19 protein-coding genes and 2 tRNA genes are annotated in these 22,315 nt (G+C 68.6%); 11 read left to right on the plus strand and 10 right to left on the minus strand.

Annotation, left to right across the window (positions count from 1 at the left end; genetic code table 11):
* The first annotated feature begins 1,098 nt into the window (after positions 1 to 1,098).
* Together ASE44_RS04680 and ASE44_RS04685 are read left to right on the plus strand one after the other, a co-directional pair.
* Positions 1,099 to 1,908 carry a thymidylate synthase gene (locus ASE44_RS04680; RefSeq protein WP_056011270.1) on the plus strand — a complete coding sequence of 270 codons (810 nt, stop codon included), beginning with the start codon at positions 1,099 to 1,101 and terminating at the stop codon, positions 1,906 to 1,908.
* Positions 1,905 to 2,429, plus strand: a complete 525-nt coding sequence (locus tag ASE44_RS04685; protein WP_056777859.1) for a dihydrofolate reductase — start codon at positions 1,905 to 1,907, stop codon at positions 2,427 to 2,429. Before ASE44_RS04680 ends, ASE44_RS04685 begins: the two co-directional genes overlap by 4 nt.
* A 39-nt stretch (positions 2,430 to 2,468) precedes the next feature.
* On the opposite strand, the gene ASE44_RS04690 is transcribed toward ASE44_RS04685, so the two are convergent.
* Positions 2,469 to 2,939, minus strand: coding sequence for a peroxiredoxin (locus ASE44_RS04690; RefSeq protein ID WP_056006442.1), 471 nt, complete (start codon positions 2,937 to 2,939; stop codon positions 2,469 to 2,471).
* A gap of 241 nt (positions 2,940 to 3,180) precedes the next feature.
* Between ASE44_RS04690 and aceE the strand changes: the two genes are divergently transcribed.
* The 6 genes from aceE to ASE44_RS04720 all read left to right on the plus strand — a co-directional run bounded on the left by aceE (position 3,181) and on the right by ASE44_RS04720 (position 10,912).
* On the plus strand, positions 3,181 to 5,907 hold the full coding sequence (aceE, locus tag ASE44_RS04695; protein ID WP_056777864.1) for a pyruvate dehydrogenase (acetyl-transferring), homodimeric type: 2,727 nt from the start codon (positions 3,181 to 3,183) through the stop codon (positions 5,905 to 5,907).
* 16 nt (positions 5,908 to 5,923) lie between these two features.
* Positions 5,924 to 7,168 (plus strand): CdaR family transcriptional regulator, encoded by a 1,245-nt coding sequence (locus ASE44_RS04700; protein ID WP_200921016.1) that lies wholly within the window; start codon positions 5,924 to 5,926, stop codon positions 7,166 to 7,168.
* Between the two features lie 109 nt (positions 7,169 to 7,277).
* Entirely contained in the window at positions 7,278 to 8,201 is a 924-nt protein-coding gene (locus tag ASE44_RS04705) for an ACP S-malonyltransferase (RefSeq protein WP_056777867.1), read from the plus strand.
* A 19-nt stretch (positions 8,202 to 8,220) separates the two neighbouring features.
* Complete coding sequence (locus ASE44_RS04710) at positions 8,221 to 9,225, plus strand: beta-ketoacyl-ACP synthase III (RefSeq protein ID WP_056006454.1); 1,005 nt, start codon at positions 8,221 to 8,223, stop codon at positions 9,223 to 9,225.
* Positions 9,226 to 9,284: 59 nt separating this feature from the next.
* Positions 9,285 to 9,533: an acyl carrier protein gene (locus ASE44_RS04715; protein ID WP_056006457.1), complete on the plus strand. Its 249-nt coding sequence runs from the start codon at positions 9,285 to 9,287 to the stop codon at positions 9,531 to 9,533.
* 140 nt (positions 9,534 to 9,673) lie between these two features.
* The gene (locus ASE44_RS04720; protein ID WP_056006459.1) at positions 9,674 to 10,912 is read left to right on the plus strand and encodes a beta-ketoacyl synthase; all 1,239 of its coding nucleotides are present in this window, start codon (positions 9,674 to 9,676) and stop codon (positions 10,910 to 10,912) included.
* A gap of 187 nt (positions 10,913 to 11,099) precedes the next feature.
* Here the strand turns inward: ASE44_RS04720 and ASE44_RS04725 are convergent, their stop codons facing one another.
* Positions 11,100 to 11,603 (minus strand): DUF3145 domain-containing protein, encoded by a 504-nt coding sequence (locus ASE44_RS04725; protein ID WP_056006461.1) that lies wholly within the window; start codon positions 11,601 to 11,603, stop codon positions 11,100 to 11,102.
* A gap of 215 nt (positions 11,604 to 11,818) precedes the next feature.
* On the opposite strand from ASE44_RS04725, the gene ASE44_RS04730 reads away from it, so the two are divergent.
* Positions 11,819 to 12,721 carry an ROK family protein gene (locus ASE44_RS04730; protein ID WP_056777870.1) on the plus strand — a complete coding sequence of 301 codons (903 nt, stop codon included), beginning with the start codon at positions 11,819 to 11,821 and terminating at the stop codon, positions 12,719 to 12,721.
* 108 nt (positions 12,722 to 12,829) lie between these two features.
* Here ASE44_RS04730 and ASE44_RS04735 read toward each other — a convergent pair.
* The 3 genes from ASE44_RS04735 to ASE44_RS04745 form a co-directional block, all read right to left on the minus strand.
* Positions 12,830 to 12,904 (minus strand) — tRNA-Ile (locus ASE44_RS04735).
* A 40-nt stretch (positions 12,905 to 12,944) separates the two neighbouring features.
* Positions 12,945 to 14,225: a glycosyltransferase gene (locus tag ASE44_RS04740; RefSeq protein WP_369796410.1), complete on the minus strand. Its 1,281-nt coding sequence runs from the start codon at positions 14,223 to 14,225 to the stop codon at positions 12,945 to 12,947.
* Positions 14,226 to 14,346: 121 nt separating this feature from the next.
* A complete protein-coding gene (locus tag ASE44_RS04745) occupies positions 14,347 to 15,327 on the minus strand; it encodes a DMT family transporter (RefSeq protein ID WP_235522546.1) in 981 nt (326 codons plus the stop codon).
* 70 nt (positions 15,328 to 15,397) lie between these two features.
* Between ASE44_RS04745 and def the strand changes: the two genes are divergently transcribed.
* Positions 15,398 to 15,964, plus strand: a complete 567-nt coding sequence (gene def / locus ASE44_RS04750) for a peptide deformylase (protein ID WP_056006469.1) — start codon at positions 15,398 to 15,400, stop codon at positions 15,962 to 15,964.
* Between the two features lie 192 nt (positions 15,965 to 16,156).
* Here def and ASE44_RS04755 read toward each other — a convergent pair.
* The 5 genes from ASE44_RS04755 to dusB all read right to left on the minus strand — a co-directional run bounded on the left by ASE44_RS04755 (position 16,157) and on the right by dusB (position 21,658).
* Positions 16,157 to 16,229, minus strand: a tRNA-Asn gene (locus ASE44_RS04755).
* 93 nt (positions 16,230 to 16,322) lie between these two features.
* Positions 16,323 to 17,171, minus strand: a complete 849-nt coding sequence (locus ASE44_RS04760) for an ATP-binding cassette domain-containing protein (protein WP_056777873.1) — start codon at positions 17,169 to 17,171, stop codon at positions 16,323 to 16,325.
* A gap of 102 nt (positions 17,172 to 17,273) precedes the next feature.
* On the minus strand, positions 17,274 to 19,136 hold the full coding sequence (dnaG, locus tag ASE44_RS04765) for a DNA primase (protein ID WP_056006475.1): 1,863 nt from the start codon (positions 19,134 to 19,136) through the stop codon (positions 17,274 to 17,276).
* An 88-nt stretch (positions 19,137 to 19,224) separates the two neighbouring features.
* Positions 19,225 to 20,472, minus strand: a complete 1,248-nt coding sequence (locus ASE44_RS04770) for a deoxyguanosinetriphosphate triphosphohydrolase (RefSeq protein ID WP_082455798.1) — start codon at positions 20,470 to 20,472, stop codon at positions 19,225 to 19,227.
* A 25-nt stretch (positions 20,473 to 20,497) separates the two neighbouring features.
* Positions 20,498 to 21,658: a tRNA dihydrouridine synthase DusB gene (gene dusB, locus ASE44_RS04775; RefSeq protein ID WP_056777875.1), complete on the minus strand. Its 1,161-nt coding sequence runs from the start codon at positions 21,656 to 21,658 to the stop codon at positions 20,498 to 20,500.
* A gap of 51 nt (positions 21,659 to 21,709) precedes the next feature.
* Between dusB and ASE44_RS04780 the strand changes: the two genes are divergently transcribed.
* The gene (locus ASE44_RS04780; RefSeq protein ID WP_056780878.1) at positions 21,710 to 22,228 is read left to right on the plus strand and encodes an aminoacyl-tRNA deacylase; all 519 of its coding nucleotides are present in this window, start codon (positions 21,710 to 21,712) and stop codon (positions 22,226 to 22,228) included.
* Positions 22,229 to 22,315 lie beyond the last annotated feature (87 nt).

A 22,315-nucleotide genomic window follows, 5' to 3' on the forward strand; every position in this document is an offset into this window, starting at 1 on the left:
GTTCCAGAGCGCTCTGAGTGAGAGCACTCACGCTTTCTACCCACGGTTATCTCACCCGAAGATCGAACGCACCAAGCTTCATCACGGCTCACCCGCCCGCGGAATCTCGCGCCACTTTGCTCCAGTGAGCCCCAGTTAGCCGACAGTTGGTAACTTCAGATTCCCAAGTTGAACCGACCCGGGGAACCGAAACCGCAATCGGCAGGCCGCCGGATTCGCCAATCCGCTGGAGTCCGCCGTTCAGGGCGCTTACCGACAGGGACAGTCGTTGGCCCCCCCCGGGGCGCCCAACGACTGATGATGAGCCATGGGTGGCTCAGGTGGGCGGCGTTCGGGTACGCCATCCACAAATCGCCCGCACACGTCGACGACGCCCCCGGAATCAATCAGCTCAGGTCTGCTACTTAAGGACCCCGGCGGCAAGAGCAGTCGCGGGGCACCTACTTGGCACTCGATGGCAGACGCAATTACCATCCGATCGGATCCGCGCCAAGCCGCGGCCACTGATGTCTCAAGTGGGCCGGCGCCTTCCGCAGGCATACAAGTAGGATCGCGCAAAGCGCGGGCCCCGCCGCGGCCACCACTGTTGCATGTTCACGGAACGGTCACAGCTCACTGCTTCCCCAACGGCACCTCGAGCGATCACACGGTGATCGTCACCGATGCCCTCCCCCGATTGCGTCAGTCCCCGCCCGCTACGAACCAGTGGCGTCACGAGGGCACAAGGCTGCGAACAGGTCGGTCGCGGCCCTGCTGCTTCGGCGCGATTCATCAACCCGAGGGTGGCGTCGATCAAACGGGGTGAATCCGCAGTTCCTGTCGAGTTGGTCTACGCCCTCAGCTCGTCCCCGAGGCGTCCCCTCATCGTGCAATGGAGGCTGCGCAAAGAGCCTTCAGGCAAGCCCTGAACCCCGGGAACACGCGAAACTACCTGAGTCGGGAGTCTTTACACCGTGGATGTCGTCGGTTCGATCCCGGCAGGGCCCACCAAAGAAACAACGCCGGGATCATGCCGATCCACGCGCTTGGTCGGCAAGTCGAGCGACACTGGACGATCGGTCGAGCGCGGTGGCGGCGGCTGCCCGTACGATCGAGGGGATGGACACGACGATCCCCACCCCGTACGAAGACCTCCTGCGCGACACGCTCGAGCACGGCGCCGTCAAAGGCGACCGCACCGGAACCGGCACGCGCAGTGTGTTCGGCCGCCAGCTCCGCTTCGACCTCTCCGAGGGCTTCCCGCTCATCACCACCAAGCGGGTCCACTGGAAGTCCATCGCCTACGAACTCCTCTGGTTCCTCCGTGGCGACGGCAACGTGCGGTGGCTCCAGGAGCACGGCGTGTCCATCTGGGACGAATGGGCCGACGCCGACGGCGAGCTCGGTCCCGTCTACGGTGTCCAGTGGCGCTCCTGGCCGACCCCCGACGGCTCGCACATCGACCAGATCTCCCAGGTCATCGAGCAGCTGCGCACCGACCCGAACTCGCGCCGCATCATCGTCTCCGCCTGGAACGTCGCCGATATCCCCAACATGGCGCTCGCGCCGTGCCACGCGTTCTTCCAGTTCTACGTGGCCGACGGCAAGCTCTCCTGTCAGCTCTACCAGCGCAGCGCCGACCTCTTCCTCGGCGTCCCCTTCAACATCGCCAGCTACGCCCTCCTGACCCACCTCGTCGCGGAGCAGGTCGGCCTCGAGGTCGGCGACTTCGTCTGGACGGGCGGCGACTGCCACATCTACGACAATCACGTCGAGCAGGTGACGGAGCAGCTCACGCGCGCACCGTTCCCCTCCCCGCAGCTGCGCATCAACACGAAGCGCGACTCCATCTTCGACGTGGAGTACGACGACCTCGAGATCGTCGACTACCAGCACCACCCCGCCATCCGCGCGGCCGTCGCCGTATGAGCCTGGCGCTCATCTGGGCCCAGGCCCACGACGGCGTCATCGGCGCCGACGGCGACATGCCCTGGCACGTCCCCGAGGACCTCGCTCACTTCAAGGCGCTCACCGGGTCGGACGCGGTGATCATGGGACGCCGCACCTGGGATTCGCTCCCCCCACGGTTCCGTCCACTCCCGGGCCGCCCGAACATCGTCGTCACCCGCGATCACACGTGGTCAGCCGACGGCGCGATCGTCGCGCACTCCCTGGAGGACGCGTTCGAAGCGGCACAGCTCGCCGGCAACGGCCAGGCCTGGGTCACCGGCGGCGCGGGTCTCTTCGCCGAGGCGCTCCCCCTCGCCGACCGCTTGGAGGTCACCGAACTCGACCTCGACGTCGCGGGCGACACCTTCGCGCCGATCATCGGTGAGGAATGGGTGCCCGTCACGATCGATCCGGCGCACGGCTGGTCGGAATCACGAACAGGCGTCCCGTATCGGTTCATCCGCTACGAGCGCGCACCCGAGATCGTCATCACCGGCTGACACGTCCGGCGAACCGGATCGACCTCAGCGGGCCGCGGCTCAGGCCGGCTGCCGCAGTTCTTCGAGCGCGGCGCGGTAGGCCGCGAGCGAACGGGCCTCGCCAGGCGCGGTGATGAAGCTCTCGCGGATGATGCCCTGCTGGTCGATGAGGAACGTCGCCCGGTTCGCGAAGCCCTTCTCCTGCAGGAAGACGCCGTACTCCTTGGCGACCTGACCATGCGGCCAGAAATCGGCCAGCAGCTGGAAGCCGTACTGCTCCTGCTCGGCCCAAGCCCGCAGGGTGTGCTTCGAGTCGACGGAGATGCCCACGAGCGTCACCTGGTCGTCGGTGAACAGGCTCAGGTTGTCGCGCAGTTCGCACAACTCCCCCGTGCACGTCCCGGAGAACGCCAGCGGGAAGAAGACGAGTGCGACGGCGGACTGGCCTCGGAACTGACTCAACCTGACGAGTTCACCGAACTGGTTCGCCAGTTCGAAGTCGGGTGCCAGGGTGTCGTTCTCGAGTGCCATGAGAGTCCTTTCAGGCGGGTGCGCCTGCTCCGGATCGCCCGAGCGGTGGACGGGTCCGATCCGGTCACACATCCTAGCCCCGCACCGCAGCTGGGCAAACCCGGAGCCCTGCTCCGCTCGGTCACCGTTCCCTGGGGTGACCGGATAGGGTGAAAGGTGGCGCCCGCGTCCATACCCATCAGGACGCATGGAGTTCACCATCACAACCCAGGCACGATCTGCCACGAGAGAAAGGTCGACGGTGACTGTTCACGACCAGGATCCATACTCGTCCAACCACGTAGACGCCGATCCTGAGGAGACGTCCGAGTGGAATGAGTCCCTCGACGCCCTCGTCGACGAACGTGGCCGCGGTCGCGGCCGCGACATCATGCTGAGCCTCCTCAAGCGCTCGAAGGAGCTGCACCTCGGCGTGCCGATGGTGCCGACCACCGACTACATCAACACCATCGCCTCGGAGAACGAGCCCGACTTCCCGGGCGACGAGGACATCGAACGCCGGTACCGTGCCTGGATCCGCTGGAACGCGGCCATGACCGTGCACCGCGCGCAGCGCCCCGGCATCGGTGTCGGCGGACACATCTCCACCTACGCGTCCTCCGCGGCGCTGTACGAGGTCGGCTTCAACCACTTCTTCCGCGGCCAGGACGCCCCGGGCGGTGGCGACCAGATCTACATCCAGGGCCACGCCTCCCCCGGCACCTATGCCCGCGCCTTCCTCGAAGGACGCCTCAGCACCGACCAGCTCGACGGCTTCCGCCAGGAGAAGTCGCACGCACCGCACGGCCTGTCCTCGTACCCGCACCCGCGGCTCATGCCGGACTTCTGGCAGTTCCCGACGGTGTCGATGGGCCTCGGTCCGATCAACGCGATCTACCAGGCGCACCTCGCCAAGTACGTCACGAACCGTGGCATCAAGGACGCGAGCGACCAGCAGGTCTGGGCGTTCCTCGGCGACGGCGAGATGGACGAGGTCGAGAGCCGCGGTCAGCTCCAGGTCGCCGCGAACGAGGGTCTCGACAACCTCAACTTCGTGATCAACTGCAACCTGCAGCGCCTCGACGGCCCGGTCCGCGGTAACGGCAAGATCATCCAGGAGCTCGAGAGCTTCTTCCGCGGTGCCGGCTGGAACGTCATCAAGGTCATCTGGGGCCGCGAGTGGGACGACCTCCTCAACCGCGACACCGACAGCGCCCTCCTCAACCTCATGAACGTCACGCCTGACGGCGACTTCCAGACGTACAAGACGGAAGACGGCGCGTACGTCCGCGAGAACTTCTTCGGCCGCGACGAGCGCGCCCTGAAGCTCGTCGAGGGCTACAGCGACGACGAGGTCTGGAACCTCAAGCGCGGTGGCCACGACTACCGCAAGGTCTACGCGGCGTTCAAGGCGGCCAGCGAGCACAAGGGCCAGCCGACGGTCATCCTCGCGCACACGATCAAGGGCTACGGCCTCGGTCCGAGCTTCGAGGGCCGCAACGCGACCCACCAGATGAAGAAGATGACCCTCGACAACCTGAAGACCTTCAGGGACACGATGCGCATCCCGATCACGGACTCGCAGCTCGAGGAGAACCCCTACCTCCCGCCGTACTACCACCCGGGCGAGGACGACGAGGCGATCCAGTACCTGCACGAGCGTCGTCGCGCGCTCGGCGGCTACGTGCCGGAGCGTCGCAGCAAGTACACGCAGCTGAACCTGCCCGACGACTCCGCTTACAAGGCGGCGAAGAAGGGTTCCGGTACGCAGGAGATCGCCACCACCATGGCGTTCGTCCGACTGCTGAAGGACCTGCTCCGCGCGAAGGACTTCGGCAACCGCATCGTCCCGATCATCCCCGACGAGGCCCGCACCTTCGGCATGGACGCGTTCTTCCCGAGCGCGAAGATCTACAACCCGAACGGTCAGCACTACACCTCGGTGGACCGCGAACTGCTGCTCGCCTACAAGGAGAGCCCGCAGGGCCAGATCGTCCACGTCGGCATCAACGAGGCGGGCGCGATCGCGGCCTTCTCCGCAATCGGCACCTCGTACTCGGTGCAGGGCGAGCCGCTCATCCCGGTCTACGTCTTCTACTCGATGTTCGGGTTCCAGCGCACCGCCGACGCCATCTGGGCGGCCGGCGACCAGATGACCCGTGGGTTCATGATCGGCGCCACCGCCGGTCGCACGACGCTCACGGGTGAGGGCCTCCAGCACGCTGACGGCCACTCGCTGCTGCTCTCGTCGTCGAACCCCGCGGTCGTGAGCTACGACCCGGCCTACGGCTACGAGATCGCGCACATCGTGCGCAGCGGTATCGAGCGCATGTACGGCGGCGAGCACCAGGACCCGAACGTCATGTACTACCTGACCGTCTACAACGAGCCGATGATCATGCCGGTCGAGCCGGAGGATGTCGACGTCGACGGCATCGTGCGCGGCATCCACCGCATCAGCACCAGCGACAAGCAGGGCCCCAAGGCTCAGCTCATGGCGTCCGGTGTCGCGGTGCCGTGGGCGATCGAGGCGCAGCAGCTCCTCGCCGACGACTGGGGTGTCTCCGCCGACGTGTGGAGCGTCACGAGCTGGACGGAGCTCCGTCGTGACGGTCTCGCGGCCGACCAGCACAACTTCCTGCACCCGCAGGAGGAGCGTCGCGTGCCGTACGTCACGAGCAAGCTCGAGGGCGCATCCGGTCCGTTCGTCGCCGTGACCGACCACATGCACGCCGTGCCGGACCAGATCCGTCAGTTCGTCCCGGGCGACTTCGCGACGCTCGGTGCCGACGACTTCGGCTTCTCGGACACGCGCGCAGCTGCCCGTCGATACTTCAAGATCGACGGCCCGTCGCTCGTCGTCCGGACCCTCCAGCAGCTCGCTGCTCGGGGCGAGGTCGACGCGAGCCTCCCGCAGCAGGCGATCGACCGTTACCGCCTCCACGACGTGAACGCCGGCAACACCGGCAACGCGGGTGGCGAGAGCTGATTCCATCGCTACCACGGTGACGAAGACGAAGACGAAGGCCGAGACACTCGACTGGCTCCGCCGGATCTCGGGTGAGCTCGCGACCGCGACGCTGAAACGCCTCGAGGACACCCTTCCCTGGTACGCCGAGATGCCACCGGGCCGCCGCTCTGCGGTCGGCCTGGTGGCTCAGGCGGGCATCAGTTCGTTCATCTCGTGGTTCGACGATCCACGGTCGACCCCGTGGATCGCCGCAGACGTGTTCGGGGCGGCTCCTCGCGAGCTGCTCCGATCCGTCAGCCTGCAGCAGACCCTGCAGCTCATCAAGGTCACCGTCGAGGTCGTCGAGGAGCGCGTCGCCTCCGGCAGCGTCGACCTCCGTGAGGCGATCCTCCTCTACTCCCGCGACATCGCGTTCGCGTCGGCCGACGTCTACGCCCGCGCGGCCGAGGCCCGCGGACTCTGGGACGCGCGCCTGGAGGCCCTCGTGGTCGACTCCATCCTGAGCGGCGAGGCCGACGACGAACTCCCGAGCCGGATCGCAGCCTTGGGCTGGCACGGCCATGGCGAGGCCTGTGTCCTCGTCGGGACCACGCCTCGCGTCCTCGACGTCGACATGCTCCGACGTACCGCCCGGCATCTCGACGCTGACGTCCTCATCGGCGTGCAGGGCAACCGTCTCGTCCTCGTCCTCGGGCGGGCCGAGCTCCCGAGCACCGACGCCGGTGACGCCGAGCCGATCGACGAAGCGGAACAGGCCGCTGCCGACGCACGCGCGAGCGCCCAGCTCAGCTTCCTCGACATCGCCGCCAGACTCGAGCACGGGTTCGGACCGGGTCACCTCGTCCTCGGCCACGCCGTGCCGTCGCTCATCGAAGCGTCGCGCAGCGCGAAGGCAGCCCTCGCCGGGTTCGCCGTCGCGAAGTCCTGGCGTCACGCGCCGCGTCCGGTCTCGGCCGACGACCTCCTGCCGGAACGTGCGCTGGCAGGTGACAACCTCGCGAAGACCACGCTTATCGAGCGGGTCTACCGCCCGCTGAAGGACTACTCGGGCGAGCTGGTGACGACGCTCTGGTGCTACCTCGACAACGGTCGCTCCCTCGAGGCCACGGCGCGCGAGCTGTTCGTGCACCCGAACACCGTCCGGTACCGCCTGAAGCGCGTTTCCGAGGTGATCGGGTGGGACGCCACCGGAGCGCGGGAGTCCCTCATCCTCCAGGCAGCGCTCATCCTCGGCGCCATCGCCGAACCGGAACCGTCCCGCCGTCGCCTCTCCTCCTGACGCGGCACACCTCGGCGGCAGGTCCGTTGTGGAACAGTCACAACACTTTCCCGAAAGGTTCGTGGCGTTGCTCCACTACTGAGGCCCGTTCCGTTGGCAGACTGGACCGGTGATCGTCATCGCCTGCCCTGGACAGGGCTCCCAGACCCCCGGCTTCCTCGACCCCTGGTTGCAGGACGCCTCCGCGAGGGAAGCGCTCGGCCGCTTCTCCGACGAAGCCGGACTCGACCTCGTCAAGCACGGCACCGTCTCCGACGCCGACACGATCCGCGACACCGCCGTCGCGCAACCGCTCATCGTCGCCGCCGGCATCGTCGCCCTCGACGCACTCCGCAAGGCGCTCCCCGCAGATGCGGCTCCGTTCGGCGGCATCGCCGGTCACTCCGTCGGTGAGATCACCGCGGCCTACGGTGCGGGCATCCTCTCCGACAGCGACGCCATGAGCTTCGTGAGCGAGCGCGCCGTCGCCATGGCCGAAGCGGCTGCGATCACGCCGACGGGCATGAGCGCGGTGCTGGGTGGCGACCAGGACGCCGTCGTCGAGTACGTCCGATCCTTCGGCCTCGAGCCGGCCAACTACAACGGTGGTGGCCAGATCGTCGTGGCCGGTGCCCATGACGCGCTCGCCCGCCTCGCCGACGAACCGCTCAAGGGCACCCGGGTGATCCCGCTGCAGGTGGCCGGGGCGTTCCACACGAGCTTCATGCAGTCGGCCCGCGACTGGCTGGCCGGCGCGAGCCGCACGGTCGAACCGCAGGACCCGTCGCTGCGGATCTGGACGAACCACGACGGTTCCGAGGTCACCTCGGGTGCCAAGTTCTTCGACCTCCTCATCGGCCAGGTCGCCTCCCCGGTACGCTGGGACCTGTGCATGGACGCGTTCAGCGCCGCAGGGATCACCGGACTCGTCGAGCTCGCTCCCGCCGGGGCGCTCACCGGACTCGCACGTCGCGGCCTCAAGGGCGTGCCGACCGTCGCCATCAAGACTCCCGACGACCTGCCGGCAGCCCTCGACCTCATCGCCCAGCAGTAGCGCAGACGGAGAACCAGCAATGACCACCCCCACCCTCAAGCAGTCGCGCGGTCCCGAGTTCACGCGGATCCTCGGCCTCGGTGCCGCCCGCGGCGACCTCAGCGTCCCGAACGACGACCTCGTCGGTCCGATCAACTCGTCCGACGAGTGGATCCAGCAGCGCACCGGCATCGTCACCCGCACCCGGGCGTCGGCCGACGTCAGTGCCGTCGACCTCGCCGCCGAAGCCGGCGCCGAAGCGATCCAGGCGGCGGGTATCGCCCCCGAGCAGGTCGACCTCGTCCTCATCGCGACGATCAGCAACGTGCAGCAGTCTCCGTCGATGGCCGCGGTCGTCGCCGACCGGGTCGGTGCGAACCCGGCCGCGGCGTACGACCTCAACGCCGCCTGCGCGGGTTACGCCTACGCCATCGCGCAGGCAGACGCCCTGATCCGCTCGGGGGCGGCGCACTACGCGCTCGTCATCGGCGCCGAGAAGCTCTCCGACATCGTCGACCCGACCGACCGCTCCATCTCGTTCCTCCTCGGTGACGGCGCCGGTGCCGCTGTCGTCGGTCCGAGCGACTTCCCCGGCATCTCCCCCACGGTCTGGGGTTCCGACGGCTCGAAGGCCGACGCGGTCGGCATGAGCGGCACGCTCACCGAGTTCCGCGACGGCACCGCCGCCTGGCCGACGCTGCGCCAGGAGGGCCAGACGGTCTTCCGCTGGGCCGTCTGGGAGATGGCCAAGGTCGCCAAGCAGGCGCTCGAGGTCGCCGGCGTCGAGGCGTCCGACCTGTCGGCGTTCATCCCCCACCAGGCCAACATGCGCATCGTCGACGAGTTCGCCAAGCAGCTGAAGCTGCCGGAGAGCGTCGTCATCGCCCGCGACATCGAGACCACCGGCAACACCTCGGCGGCGTCCATCCCCCTCGCCACCCATCGGCTCCTCCAGGGCCACCCCGAGCTCAGCGGCGGTCTCGCCCTGCAGATCGGGTTCGGAGCCGGGCTCGTCTTCGGCGCCCAGGTCGTCGTCCTGCCGTAGCAGGACGCCCGACGCGACTACACTCGACTACGGTCAAACCTCACCCAAGGAGTAGAACAATGGCATTGTCCACCGAAGAAGTCCTCGCCGGCCTGGCCGAGCTCATCAACGACGAGACCGGCATCGCGACCGACACCGTCGAGCTGGACAAGTCCTTCACCGACGACCTCGACATCGACTCGATCTCCATGATGACCATCGTCGTCAACGCGGAGGAGAAGTTCGACGTGAAGATCCCGGACGAAGAAGTCAAGAACCTGAAGACCGTCGGCGACGCCGTCGACTTCATCGTCAAGGCTCAGGGCTAGTCCCAGCGCAGTGCTGAAGGGTCGGCCGGCATCTGGCCGACCGGCCCTTCAGCGTTCGAGACGGCTGCTCCGTCCGAACACGGACTCGACCGCCGCAGGGTTCGGGATCCCCTCGTCATCTCCACAGAAGGTTTGACTCAATGACCACCAAACGCATCGTCATCACCGGCATCGGTGCCACCACCCCGCTCGGTGGCAACGCCACCGACTCCTGGGACAACCTCCTCGCAGGCAAGAGCGGCGCGAGCCGCCTCGAGCAGCCGTGGGCCGAGGAGCTCGAACTGCCGGTGCGCTTCGCCGCGCAGGCCGCTGTCCCGACCGCGGACGTCCTCGACCGCCGAGAGGTCAAGCGACTCGACCCGTCGAGCCAGTTCGCGCTCATCGCCGCTCGCGAGGCCTGGCAGGACGCCGGAGCTCCCGAGGTCGACCCCGAACGACTGCTCGTCGACTGGGCCACCGGCATCGGTGGCGTCTGGACGCTCCTCGACGCCTGGGACACCCTGCGCGAGAAGGGCCCGCGTCGTGTCCTCCCGATGACGGTCCCGATGCTCATGCCGAACGGCCCTGCTGCGGCGATCGGCATGGACCTCGGCGCCCGCGGCGGAGAGCGCACCGTCGTCTCGGCCTGCGCCTCCAGCACCGAGTCCCTCGCCAACGCCTACGACCATCTCCAGGCAGGCCTGGCGGACATCGTCGTCGCCGGTGGGTCCGAGGCCGCGATCCACCCGCTCCCCCTCGCCTCCTTCGCCGCCATGCAGGCGTTGTCGAAGCGGAACGACGACCCCGCCATCGCCTCGCGTCCCTACGACGTCGACCGCGACGGTTTCGTCCTCGGCGAAGGGGCAGCAGCCCTCATCGTCGAGACCGAGGAGCACGCCAAGGCCCGCGGTGCCCGCATCTACGCCGAGCTCCTCGGCGGTGCGGTCACGAGCGACGCGTACCACATCACCGCCCCCGACCCTGAGGGTTCCGCTGCTGCCCGCGCCATGCGCGCAGCGGTGGAGAACGGTGGAGCGTCGCTCGACGAGGTGGTGCACGTCAACGCGCACGCCACGAGCACGCCGGTCGGCGACATCGCGGAGTACAACGCGCTCCGTCGCGTCTTCGGAGCCCAGCTCGACCAGATCGCCGTGACGGCCACCAAGGCGTCCACCGGACACCTGCTCGGCGGCGCCGGCGCGATCGAGGCCGCGTACACGGCTCTCGCCCTGCACCACCGGGTCATCCCGCCGACCATCAACCTCGACAACCAGGACCCGGAGATCCCGCTCGACGTCGTGACGTCTCCGCGCGAACTCGGCTCCGGCGACCTGCTGGCGATCAGCAACTCCTTCGGCTTCGGCGGGCACAACGCCGTCGTCGCCTTCCGGAGCTACTGAGCCGACGACGACGAAGGGCCGTGGTGCACTGCACCACGGCCCTCCGTCGTTCCGTGAGCAGGGTGCCTCGTTTCGTCACCTCGTGTCTGCCGGGACGGATCACCGACCTCGCACGGTCCACGCCACGTGGACACCCTGTCGTCAGTGTTGAATTGTCTGCGCGACGTCGCCGCGCAGGTGGGCCGGTTCAGCCCACGTTGTGGAGCCAGATGACGGAGGACCCGTCACCGGCGTGGCGGAAGGGCTCGAGTTCGTCGTCCCACGGCTGGCCGAGGGCGACGCGGAGCTCCCGCTGCAATTCCGAGGCGTTCCCCGACGCGACCTCCATCGCGTAGCGGATGCGGTCCTCCGGCACGACGACGTTGCCGATGCTGTCGGTCTGCGCGTAGAAGATACCCAGATCAGGGGTGTGCATCCAGCGTGCACCGTCGACGCCCTGAGCTGGATCCTCACTCACCTCGTAGCGGAGGTGCTCCCAGCCACGCAGAGCGGAGGCGAGAGCGGCACCGGTTCCGTGCGGGCCCTCCCAGAAGACCTCGGCGCGCTGGGCTCCGCGGAGGATCGGCTGATCTTCCCAATCGAAGCTGATGGCGCGACCAAGTGCGCGACCTGCCGCCCATTCGAGGTGCGGGCAGAGCGCGCGAGGCGAGGAGTGCACGAACAGCACACCCTTCGTCATCGGTGTCGACATGATTCCTCCACTGCGTCCGGGTGCGTCTTCCCCAACGACCCATGCAGTGTGATCCATGTCGGTGTCCGGCGAACCGGACCTCCGTGTATGCAGTTGTTCGACTCTCGCCGATACGAGCATTATGCCCCAAGACCTGGAGAAATGACAAGCGTGTCGTTCCCAGTACGCTGGTTCCGGAGCGGAGTCGGCGCGCGCCGAACCGGGATGGAGCGGTGATGCACGAGGCCCTCGCGATCGACATCGGCGGGACGAAGGTGGAAGCCGCAGTGGTCGACACCGACGGACGGATCGTGTCCGGCACCCGGTTCCGTGGAGCGACGGGTCCTCTCGCGAGCCGCGCGGAACTCGAGGCGACGATCATCGCGACCGCTGAGCGGAGCGTCGCCGCGCACGAAGGATCCGTCGTCGGCGTCGGCATCGGTTCAGCGGGCCCGATCGGGACGACCGACGGCACCATCTCCCCGATCAACCTGCCGCGGCTGGCGGCCTTCCGGGTGGCCGAGGCCGTTCGGCGGTTCACGACCGGTCCGGTGGAACTCCGCTTGGACGGCACCTGCATCGCTCTGGCCGAGCACTGGCAGGGTGCACTCCGAGGCACGGAGAACGGCATGGGCATCGTGGTCTCGACGGGCATCGGAGGCGGGATCATCCTCGGATCCCGGCTCATCGCCGGCGCCTCCGGCAACGCTGGGCACCTCGGCCAGATGCAGCTCCGTCGGCGGGAGCCGGATGCGGCCGGCGCGCCGTGGACGCTCGAAGGCATCGCTTCCGGAACGGCGACCGTCGCTTGGGCTCGCGCCCAGGGGTGGAGCGGATCGACGGGCGAGGAGCTCGGCGCGGACGCGGCTGCGGGAACGGACGTCGCGGTCCGCGCGATCCGCCGCTCAGCCGAGGCGGTGGGCGAAGCGCTCTGCAGCATCACGACGCTGCTCGATCTGGAACGCGTCGCCGTCGGCGGCGGGTTCTCCCGGGTCTCCCCCGACTACCTCGACCTCGTCCAGGAGTCGGCGACCGCCTCGGCGCTGCACGACTACGCCCGGAAGCTGCGTGTCGTCCGGTCCGGGCTCGATGCCGACGGTCCCCTGATCGGCGCCGCGGCCCTCGTGCTCAGACCCTGACCCGATCGAGCCCGGACCTCGAGCTCGCGCAGCGCGGTCCCTGAGCCTCTCGACGGGCACCCAGCGACAAGCCGAGACACCGAAGAGGGCTCAGGGACCGATTCACGGTAGGGCGGGTGGGACTTGAACCCACGCATCGTTCGGTTATGAGCCGAATGCCTTCACCAGCTTGGCTACCGCCCCGTGCGGAACCCAGTGTACCGAGAGAGCGGGGCGGCGGGCTTCAGTCCTGCGAGTCTTCGCGCTCGGCGCCGGCGGTGTGACGCTCGGTGGTCGGATCGACGATCTGCTCACCGCGGTACAGGGCTTCGAAGGTGTCGAGGGTGCGTTCGATGTCGTGTGCGGAGACGAGCTCGAGCGAGGCGTCCTGCATCCGGCGGTACTCTTCGTCCGACGCGCGGAGCACCGTCGTGAGTCGCTCCGCCAGCTGGTCGACGTTGCCGGGCTCGAACAGGTAACCGTTGACCTGGTCATGCACGAGGTGCGGCAGCGCCATCGCGTCCGCCGCGACGACGGGCAGCCCGGACGCCATGGCCTCCATCGTCGCGATGCTCTGCAGCTCCGCGATGGACGGCATCGCGAAGACCGTGGCGTTGGTGTACGCACGCTTGACGTCGTCGTCGGACACCTTGCCGAGGAAGCGGACGCGATCGCCGAGACCGAGCTGCTGCGTCAGCTGCTCGAGGTTCTTGGCCTGGTCGCCGCCGCCGATGACGTCGACGAAGGCGTCGAGTTCCTTCGGGATCTTCGTGAGCGCCCGGAGGAGCACGTCGATCTGCTTCTCGCTCGTGATGCGGCCGACGAAGAGGATGGTGTTGCGCTTCCGCGGTTCGAACGACGGCGTGTACTGGCCCGCCTCGATGCCGCAGGAGATCGCGTGCACCCCGGTGAGCCCGCTGAACTGTTCGAGGAAGTCGGCCGCCTTGCGGGTCGGCGTCGTCACCGCGAAGGCCCGGTCGAACACGCGACGAGCCGCAGCCCACTGCGTGCGGATGAGCCACTCCTGGGTGCGCTCGGGGATGACGGTGAAGTCGAGGATGTTGTCGGGCATGATGTGGTTCGTCGCCACCATGCGGATCCCGCGCTGTTCCGCCTCGATCGACAGGCCGCGACCCACGACGACGTGCGACTGCAGGTGCACCACGTCCGGCTTCACCCGGTCGAGGATCTTCCGGGCGTTCCGTCGCGAGGTCCACGGCATCGCGAAGCGCAGCCAGTCGTGCGGGTACCAGCGGAGGCTGAAGAGCCGGTGCGCGGTCATCGTCTGACCCTCGTGGGTCTCCTTCCACGTGCCGAACCGGCGCGATCCGGCAGGGGCGACGATGTGGACGTCGTGCCCACGGCGGACGAGGCCGGCGGCGAGCCGCTCGGCGAACCGTGCCGCGCCGTTGACGTCGGGCGAGAAGGTGTCGGCACCGATGACGACCTTCAACGGCCGACGGGTGTCGGAGGGCGTCGTCGCGTCGGACGGCGTCACGAGGTGCTGGTCGTCTGGAGAAGTCAAGGTGTCGGTGATTCCTCTGTGCTTGGCCAGTGATGTGCGGGGCGCGGGCGGTGCTCACGACCCGGTTGCGGCGCGGAACGCCATGGCCCAGCATACCTGCCGCCCGTTCCGCCTCCAGGGCTCAGGCTGGCGCGTCGCCGGTCGCGAGCGCCTTCGCCGCGGCTGCCGCGGCCGGCGTCTGGCTGACCTGCGGGTGGTGGCGGGCCAGCTGGAACACGCCCCAGACGGCGATCGCGCCGGCCACGACGAAGCCGAACCCGGCCCAGAACGGGGCGTTGCTCGCCTCCCCCAACACGATGATGCCGATGCCGACGGCGATCATCGGATCGATCACGGTGAGCCCGGCGATGACGAGGTCGGGCGGGCCCGAGGAGTACGCGGTCTGCACGAAGTACCCGCCGAGCGCACTGGCGGCGACGAGGCCCAGCCCGCACAGCACCGTGAGCCAGTCGAACTCGCCCTGCTGCAGGCGACCGATGATGACCTTCGCGAGGGTCGCGACGAACCCGTAGAGGACGCCCGTCCCGACGATGTAGAAGATGGCGGTGAAGCGCGCGCGGAACAGCACGAAACCGAGACCGAAGGCGACCAACACCACGCCCAGCATGACGAGGATCGTGATGAGTTCGGACTCCGTGATCCGATGCTCGCCGGTGAAGATCGCCGCGATGGTGACGAACAGTCCGACGCCGCCGACGCAGGCGACGATGGCGACCACGGAGCGGCGGTTCAACCGCACCCCGCTGATGCGGCTGTTGACGACCGCCGTGATCACGAGGGCGACCGCCCCGAGCGGCTGGACGAGGGTGATCGGTGCGAGCGACAGGCTCCCGAGCTGCAGCACGATCGCGAGCCCTAGCATGACGGTTCCGGTCACCCATGACGGCCGACCGAGGAGTGCGAGGAGCTGGGCCAGGTTGAGACCGGAGGTGGCGTCGGTGCCGCTCGACGACTCGACCTTGGCGACACCCCGGTGCTGGAGCTGCGCGCCGAGGGAGAGGAAGACGGCTCCCAGGAGCGCGAAGGGGATGCCGAGCAACTGGGAGGGGTTGCGGGTGAAGTCGTCCGCGAGGTCGGCGATGTCGATGGCGGCAGGGAACACGCGTCGAGGCTACCCCGTCGTTCCGCCGATCCCGGCGCGGCAGGCCGAGCTTGGCGGATAGGCTCGAGCAATGGCAATTCTCGAGATCTGCGTGACCGGCGACCCGGTTCTGCACACCGCCGCCCGGCCGGTCACCGCCGTGGACGACGAGCTGCGACAGCTCGTCTCCGACATGTACGAGACGATGGACCTGGCACCCGGGGTGGGGCTCGCGGCTCCGCAGGTCGGCGTGCCGCTCCGGCTCTTCGTCTACAGCTACGAGGACGACGACGGCCTCCCCTGGCGCGGGGTCGCGATCAACCCGGTGCTGTGGATCAGTCCCCCGCCGATCGGTGAACTCGACGAGGAGGAGGAATCGGAGGGGTGCCTCTCGGTTCCGGGTGAGCGCCACCCACTCAGGCGGTCGGAGGCGGCGATGCTCATCGGCACCGACCTGGAAGGCGAGCCGGTCGAGTTGCGCGTCGTCGGCTGGCGCGCACGCATCCTGCAGCACGAGTTCGACCACCTCAACGGGATCCTCTACGTCGACCGGCTGGAGCTCCCGCACTCGCGGCGCGCGGCGAAGGCTATCCGGAAGTCCGGTTGGGGCGTGCCCGGCATCACCTGGCTCCCGGGACGCGACGACCTCGAGGGCTGAGCGGGGCTCCTTCGCCAGCACCGGCTCTCCCCGGTGGCCGACGCTGCCCACGAGCCCGCCCAGGCATGCAACGAGGCCCGAAGAGTGGAGTCTTCGGGCCTCGTGGTCAAGTGTACGGCGTCTGAGCGGATTCGTGAAACCGCCCACAACGACACATCCCCCGGTCCTGACGGACCGGGGGATGCAGTGCAGCTCCTCGAGTTGGACTCGAACCAACAACCTATCGATTAACAGTCGATTGCTCTGCCAATTGAGCTATCGAGGAATACGAGCTCCGACTGGCCGGGGATTCCGGCCTCTGCGTTGCAGCGCGTATCTACTGTAGCAAAGGATTCGTAGACTCCAAATCGACACGCGATCAATCGATGCCGACGGCCTCGGGAGTCTCGTACTGGGTCTCGGTGCCACCCGATTGGGCGAGTGCTGCGAGGAAATCATGCGGCGGATCCGCGAGCATCGCGTCGATCGGTCCGTAGCCCACCACCCGCGACTGGTGCAGCGCGAGCACATCGTCCGTGAGCTCCCGCAGCATGGCGAGGTCATGCGTCACGACGATGACGGTGCCGCCGTCCTGCCGGAAGCCGTTGAGCAACTCGGTCACCGTGTGCCGCACCGTGATGTCGATGCCGGCGGTGGGTTCGTCGGCGATGAAGAGTCGTGGGCCGAGCACGAGCGCCCGCGCGATCGCGATCCGCTGGCGCTGCCCGCCGCTCAGCTCGTACGGGTACTTGTCGAGGCTCGAGAGCGGCATCTGCACGGCGTCCAGGAGCGTCGCCACCCGAACGCCGAGTGCCTGCTCGCTGAACTTCTTGTCGCGCGCGAGGACGGGCTCGGAGATGAGTTCCGTGACGGTGAGCTCGGGCTTCAGATGAGCGCCCGCCTCCTGCTCGAGCAACGAGACCTCGAAGGTGAGCTTCGTGAGCTCACGGCGCCCGACCTTCCGCATCGACCGACCGAGGGTCGTCGCATCACCACCGGAGACGAACGGGCGCGAGTCTCCACCGGTGAGGTGCCGACCGGAGAGGACCCGGAGAAGGGTGCTCTTCCCTGAACCCGAACTGCCGATCACCCCGAGGGACCCGCCGACGGGCAGTTCGAAGCTGATGCCGTCCAGTGCCCGATTGCTCGGGCTGACGCCGTGGGCTGCGTAGTCGACGCTCAGATCACTCGTCCGGACAGCCGGTCCGTCCTGCTCTGGGTGCTTCATGAGACCTCTCCTGCCGGTGCACGGGGCGCCACCGGATCGCCATCGAGTGTATCCGGCCATCCCATCGCGTCCACGTGCCACGCTCGACGGCGGAACCCCGGGTCAGGCTTCGGCGCGCAACGCCCGACGTTCCGCCTCGACGGCCGCGAGCCGCCGGGTGATCTCCCGGTGGGCCTCGTCGCGCGGGTCGGTGCGTCGGAGCGAACCGAGCAGCGCGGCCTTCTGTCCGAGCAGATCGCGGTCGATCAGTGCCCGAGCGATGTCGCGGACGTAACTCGGGAGTTTCTCCTCGTTCGTCTCCGGGAGCGGGGACACGCCGAGCTCGCGCACCAAGCCGTCGAAGCCGGGAGGGACCTGCGCGATGACCGTCTCGAGCCAGGCGTTCGAGCCGAGCTGGTCGAGACTCACGCTCATCGCATCGCGGACCACGACCAGGGAACTGTTGGCGACGGAGCTCTGCACGGCGCGTTCCAGCATGGGCCGTTCGAGGTGCTGGGGCAGCTGCAGGATGGCCCGGAGCGCGTCCTGTTCGAGGCGCGTCGACGGGTCTTTCGGGAGATCGGCGAGCGATGCCTGACGCTCACGCGGCGGCGCTGCAGCGGGATCGCCCGGACCCTGCTGCCTGGCGTCACGCGCCGACGACGAGGCGTTGCCGACCGCCCCTCGCACCGCTCGCGCCACCTCGTCGAGCTCCATGCCGAGCTGCTTCGCGAGCACGCGCGTGTACCCGGGCCGGAGCGAGGGGTCGCGGATGTCGGCGACGACCGGGGCGGCCGCACGGAGGGCACCGACGCGACCTTCGACCGTCTCGAGGTCGAACCCGGCGAGCGTCCGCCGGATGATGAACTCGAACATGGGCTCGCGTCCGTCGACGAGCTTACGGATGGCGCCGTCGCCACGATTGAGCCGGAGGTCGCACGGGTCCAGACCGTCCGCGGACACCGCGACGTACGTCTGCGCCGCGAACCGTTTCTCCTCACCGAACGCACGGATGGCCGCCTTCTGGCCCGCCTCGTCCGGATCGAAGGTGAAGATGACCTCGCCGGTCGCCGAGTCGTCTCCCATCACGCGTCGGATCATCTTGATGTGATCGACACCGAAGGAGGTCCCGCAGGTCGCCACCGCGGTCATCTCCCCTGCCAAGTGGCACGCCATCACATCGGTGTAGCCCTCGACGACGACCACGCGCTTGCCCCGGGAGATGTCGCGCTTGGCGAGGTCGAGCCCGTACAGGACCTGGGCCTTGTGGTAGATCGCGGTCTCGGGGGTGTTGAGGTACTTCGGGCCCTTGTCGTCCTCGCGCAGGCGCCGCGCGCCGAAGCCGAGCACCTGGCCGGTGGTGTCGCGGATGGGCCAGATCAACCGGCCACGGAACCGGTCGTAGGAGCCACGGTCGCCGCTCGACACGAGCCCGGCCGCGAGCATCTCCTCGTCGGTGAACCCGCGCGCGCGCATCGCCTTCATCAGGTGGTCCCAGCCGGCGGGAGCGAATCCGATGCCGAAGTGGTCGGCCGCCGCCGCGTCGAATCCGCGTTCGCCGAGGAACCGGCGCCCGAGGTCCGCATCGCCGTCGTGGAGCTGTTGCTGGAAGAACTCGGCCGCCGCCTGGTTGGCCGCGAACAGCCTGGCACGGTTGCCGTGGTCGACCTTGCCGCCGCCCTCCTCGTAGCTGAGTGGGTAGCCGATCCGTTGCGCGAGCCGCTCCACCGACTCCGCGAACGTCACGTGGTCCATCTTCTGCAGGAAGCTGTAGACGTCGCCGCTCTCACCGCAGCCGAAGCAGTGGTACAGGCCGACCGTCGGACGCACATGGAAGCTCGGGCTGCGCTCGTCGTGGAAGGGGCAGAGCCCTTTGAGCGACCCGACACCGGCGGACTTCAGGGAGACGTAGTCACCGACGACGTCGCCGATGTTCGTGCGGGCTTTGACCTCTTCAACATCGCTCTGTCGAATCCGTCCGGCCATGCTTCGATCCTAGTCTCGTGGGTCTCTCGTCCCTCCCTGACGGCGGTCTCCCGACGGAGGCGGTCACCCGGCAGGGTGGGGAGCGGGGTCAGGCGCCGGTGTGGCGCTCGTGCCAGGAGAGCGCGCTCTGGTCGGTCAGGCTCGCGATCTGGTCGACCACGACGCGTCGGCGCTCCTCGTCCGATCCGGCGGCACGCCAGTCGGCGGCGAACCCCACGTCCAGCGCGGACTCCCCCAGCGCATACACCGCGTCGGACAGCTCGACGAGGATCTCCCGCTGCCGCACGTAGAGCGGCTGACGAGAGTCGCTGTACATCACGAACGCCGCGACGATCCCCTTGAGCAGGGCGATCTCCGCCTGGATGCCGTGCGGCACCACCACGTCCGCGCCGAACCGCACGAGGCTGGCCTGCGGGAAGGCCTCCCGGGTCGCCGCCGTCGCCGCACCGGCGAACCGGCCGATCATCTGGCTGGTGAAGTTCTTCAGACGCCCCAGATCCCGCCGGGAGCCGTCCCACGCCGTGATCCAGGTGTGCGACGACTGCAGCCGGTCGAAGGCCGCTGCGAGGTCGTCGTGGGTGAAGTCGTCTCCCGCCCACGAGAGCGCGGTGGCGATGAGGCCGTCATGGCCTGCTCGCGCGTTCAGAAACGCCGGGTCGATGTACTCCCCCACGACGGCGTCCTCGAAGTCGTGCACGGAGTAGGCGATGTCGTCGGCGAGGTCCATGACCTGGGCCTCGACGCATCGGACCCGCTCGGGGGCTCCGGCACGCAACCATCGGAAGGCCGCCGAGTCCTCGTCGAAGAACCCGAATTTGGCGCGGCCACCCGGGTCCGGGATCGACTGCGCGGCCGGCCACGGGTACTTGCAGCTGGCGTCGAGGCTCGCCCGGGTCAGGTTCAGCCCGTACGGCTCCCCGTCGGGCCCGAAGACCTTCGACTCGAGGCGGGTGAGGATGCGCAGGGTCTGCGCGTTGCCCTCGAAGCCGCCGATGCCCGCCGACCAGTCGTTGAGCGCCCGCTCGCCGTTGTGGCCGAAGGGCGGATGGCCGAGGTCGTGCGCGAGGCACGCCGTGTCGACGACGTCCGGAGCGAGGTCGAGACTGGCGGCGAGCTCACGGCCGACCTGCGCCACCTCGAGGGAGTGCGTCAGACGGTTCCGAGCGAAGTCGACCCCGCTCGTCGGGCTGAGGACCTGGGTCTTCGCGGCGAGACGGCGGAGTGCGCTCGAGTGCAGCAGACGCGCCCGGTCGCGGGCGAAGTCGGAGCGTCGGGTGGAGTGGTGCTCAGGGAGCCAGCGCTCTTCGTCGTGCAGGGTGTAGCCGTCCTGGTCCATGGACGTTCTCCCCTGCTCGGTGGTGCTATCCGCCACTGTGGTCCAGTTCCGCGCCCGCGATCTCAGTCTGCTCGTCGGCACCGAGCGACTGTGAGTCGAGCCAGCCGTAAGGCAACGCCGGTCGTTTCGGCGTGCCGGCTCGTCCGCGCTGACCCTCGGCTGCGGCGCCCGGATATGGAGCCGTCCATTCGAGGGTCGCCAGGAGCTCGTCGAGCTGCTCGAGTGACTCCACCGTGGCGAGGCTGGCCCGCAGGTCGCCACCGACGGGGTAGCCCTTGAAGTACCACGCGACGTGCTTCCGGATGTCGCGGCACCCGCGTTCCTCGCTCTCGAAGAACTCGGCCAGCAGTTCGGCATGACGCCGGAACGCGGCAGCGACGTCGCCGAGGGACGGCTCCGCCTTCGTACCCTCGCCGGCGAACGCCGAGCTGAGGTCGCCGAAGAGCCAGGGGCGCCCGAGGCAGCCACGGCCCACGACGACGCCGTCGCAGCCGGTCTCGTCGACCATCCTGAGGGCGTCCTCGCCCGACCAGATGTCTCCGTTGCCGAGGACCGGCACCGAGGTGACCGTCTCCTTGAGCTTGGTGATCGCCGCCCAGTCGGCGTGTCCCGAGTAGAACTCGGCCGCCGTCCTGGCGTGCAGGGCGATCGAGGCGACACCGGCGCCCTCGGCGATCCGCCCGGCCTCGAGGTAGGTGAGGTGGTCGGAATCGATGCCCTTGCGCATCTTGATCGTCAGCGGGACGTCGCCGGCGGCGCGGACGGCGCCCTCGACGATGTCGCGGAACAGACCGGTCTTCCACGGCAACGCGGCGCCACCGCCCTTGCGGGTCACCTTCGGGACCGGGCAGCCGAAGTTGAGGTCGATGTGATCGGCCCGGTCCTCGGCGACGAGCATGGTGACGGCCTCGGCGACCGTCTTCGGGTCCACCCCGTACAACTGGATCGAGCGCAGCGTCTCGCTCTCGTGGTGTTGGATGAGCCGCATCGTCTCGGGCGTGCGTTCGACGAGCGCACGGGAGGTGATCATCTCGCTCACGTACAAACCGGCGCCGTACTCACGGCAGAGGCGACGGAACGCGGTGTTGGTGATCCCGGCCATGGGCGCGAGCACGACCGGCGAGTCGAGCACGATGGGCCCGATCGCGAGGCTCGGGCGCTGCGGGAGCGTGGTAGGAAGAGACATCACCCTCGATTCTCCCAGATGATCGGCGCTTCGGCGCCCAGTGAGGACCACATGTCAGACGCCGCCACGCCAGCCGTTCCAGAACCCGTCGGCCGCGAACGCGTCGCGGCTGCGGCGGCCTCCCTCGGCATCGACGTCGAGCTGGTCCAGCGCCCGGCCGCGCGCAGTCTGCACGAGGCGGCGGAACTCCTCGAGATCGAGCCCGCCGAGATCGTCAAGACGATCGTCGTGAAGCGTCGCAGCGGCGACTACCTCTTCGCGCTCGTCCCCGGCGGGCGCAAGATCTCGTGGCCGCCCTTCCGCACCTTACTGGGCGTCAACAAGCTCGCGATGCCCGACGCGGAGACGGCGTTCCGCGCGACCGGTTACGAGCGCGGCACGATCACCGTCCTCGGCGCGACGAGAGCATTGCCCGTGTACGCCGACGAACGGATCCTCCGCCGCGGTGGTCGCATCTCGATCGGTGCCGGCGAGCACGGCTGGAGCGCGTTCGTCGACGCAGCGGCCTACCTCGCCGCGATCGGGGCCGTCACGGCCGACCTCACGGAGCCGGAGGACCCTCAGTCCTGAGCCGCGGCACCCGTCGGGACGAGACAGCTGTCGCCCTCGCAGACGACGGCGTCCGCGCCGAGGATCCGCAGAGGCGGTCTGCTCGCC

The organism is Plantibacter sp. Leaf1, assembly GCF_001421315.1.
Classification (GTDB): Bacteria; Actinomycetota; Actinomycetes; order Actinomycetales; family Microbacteriaceae; genus Plantibacter.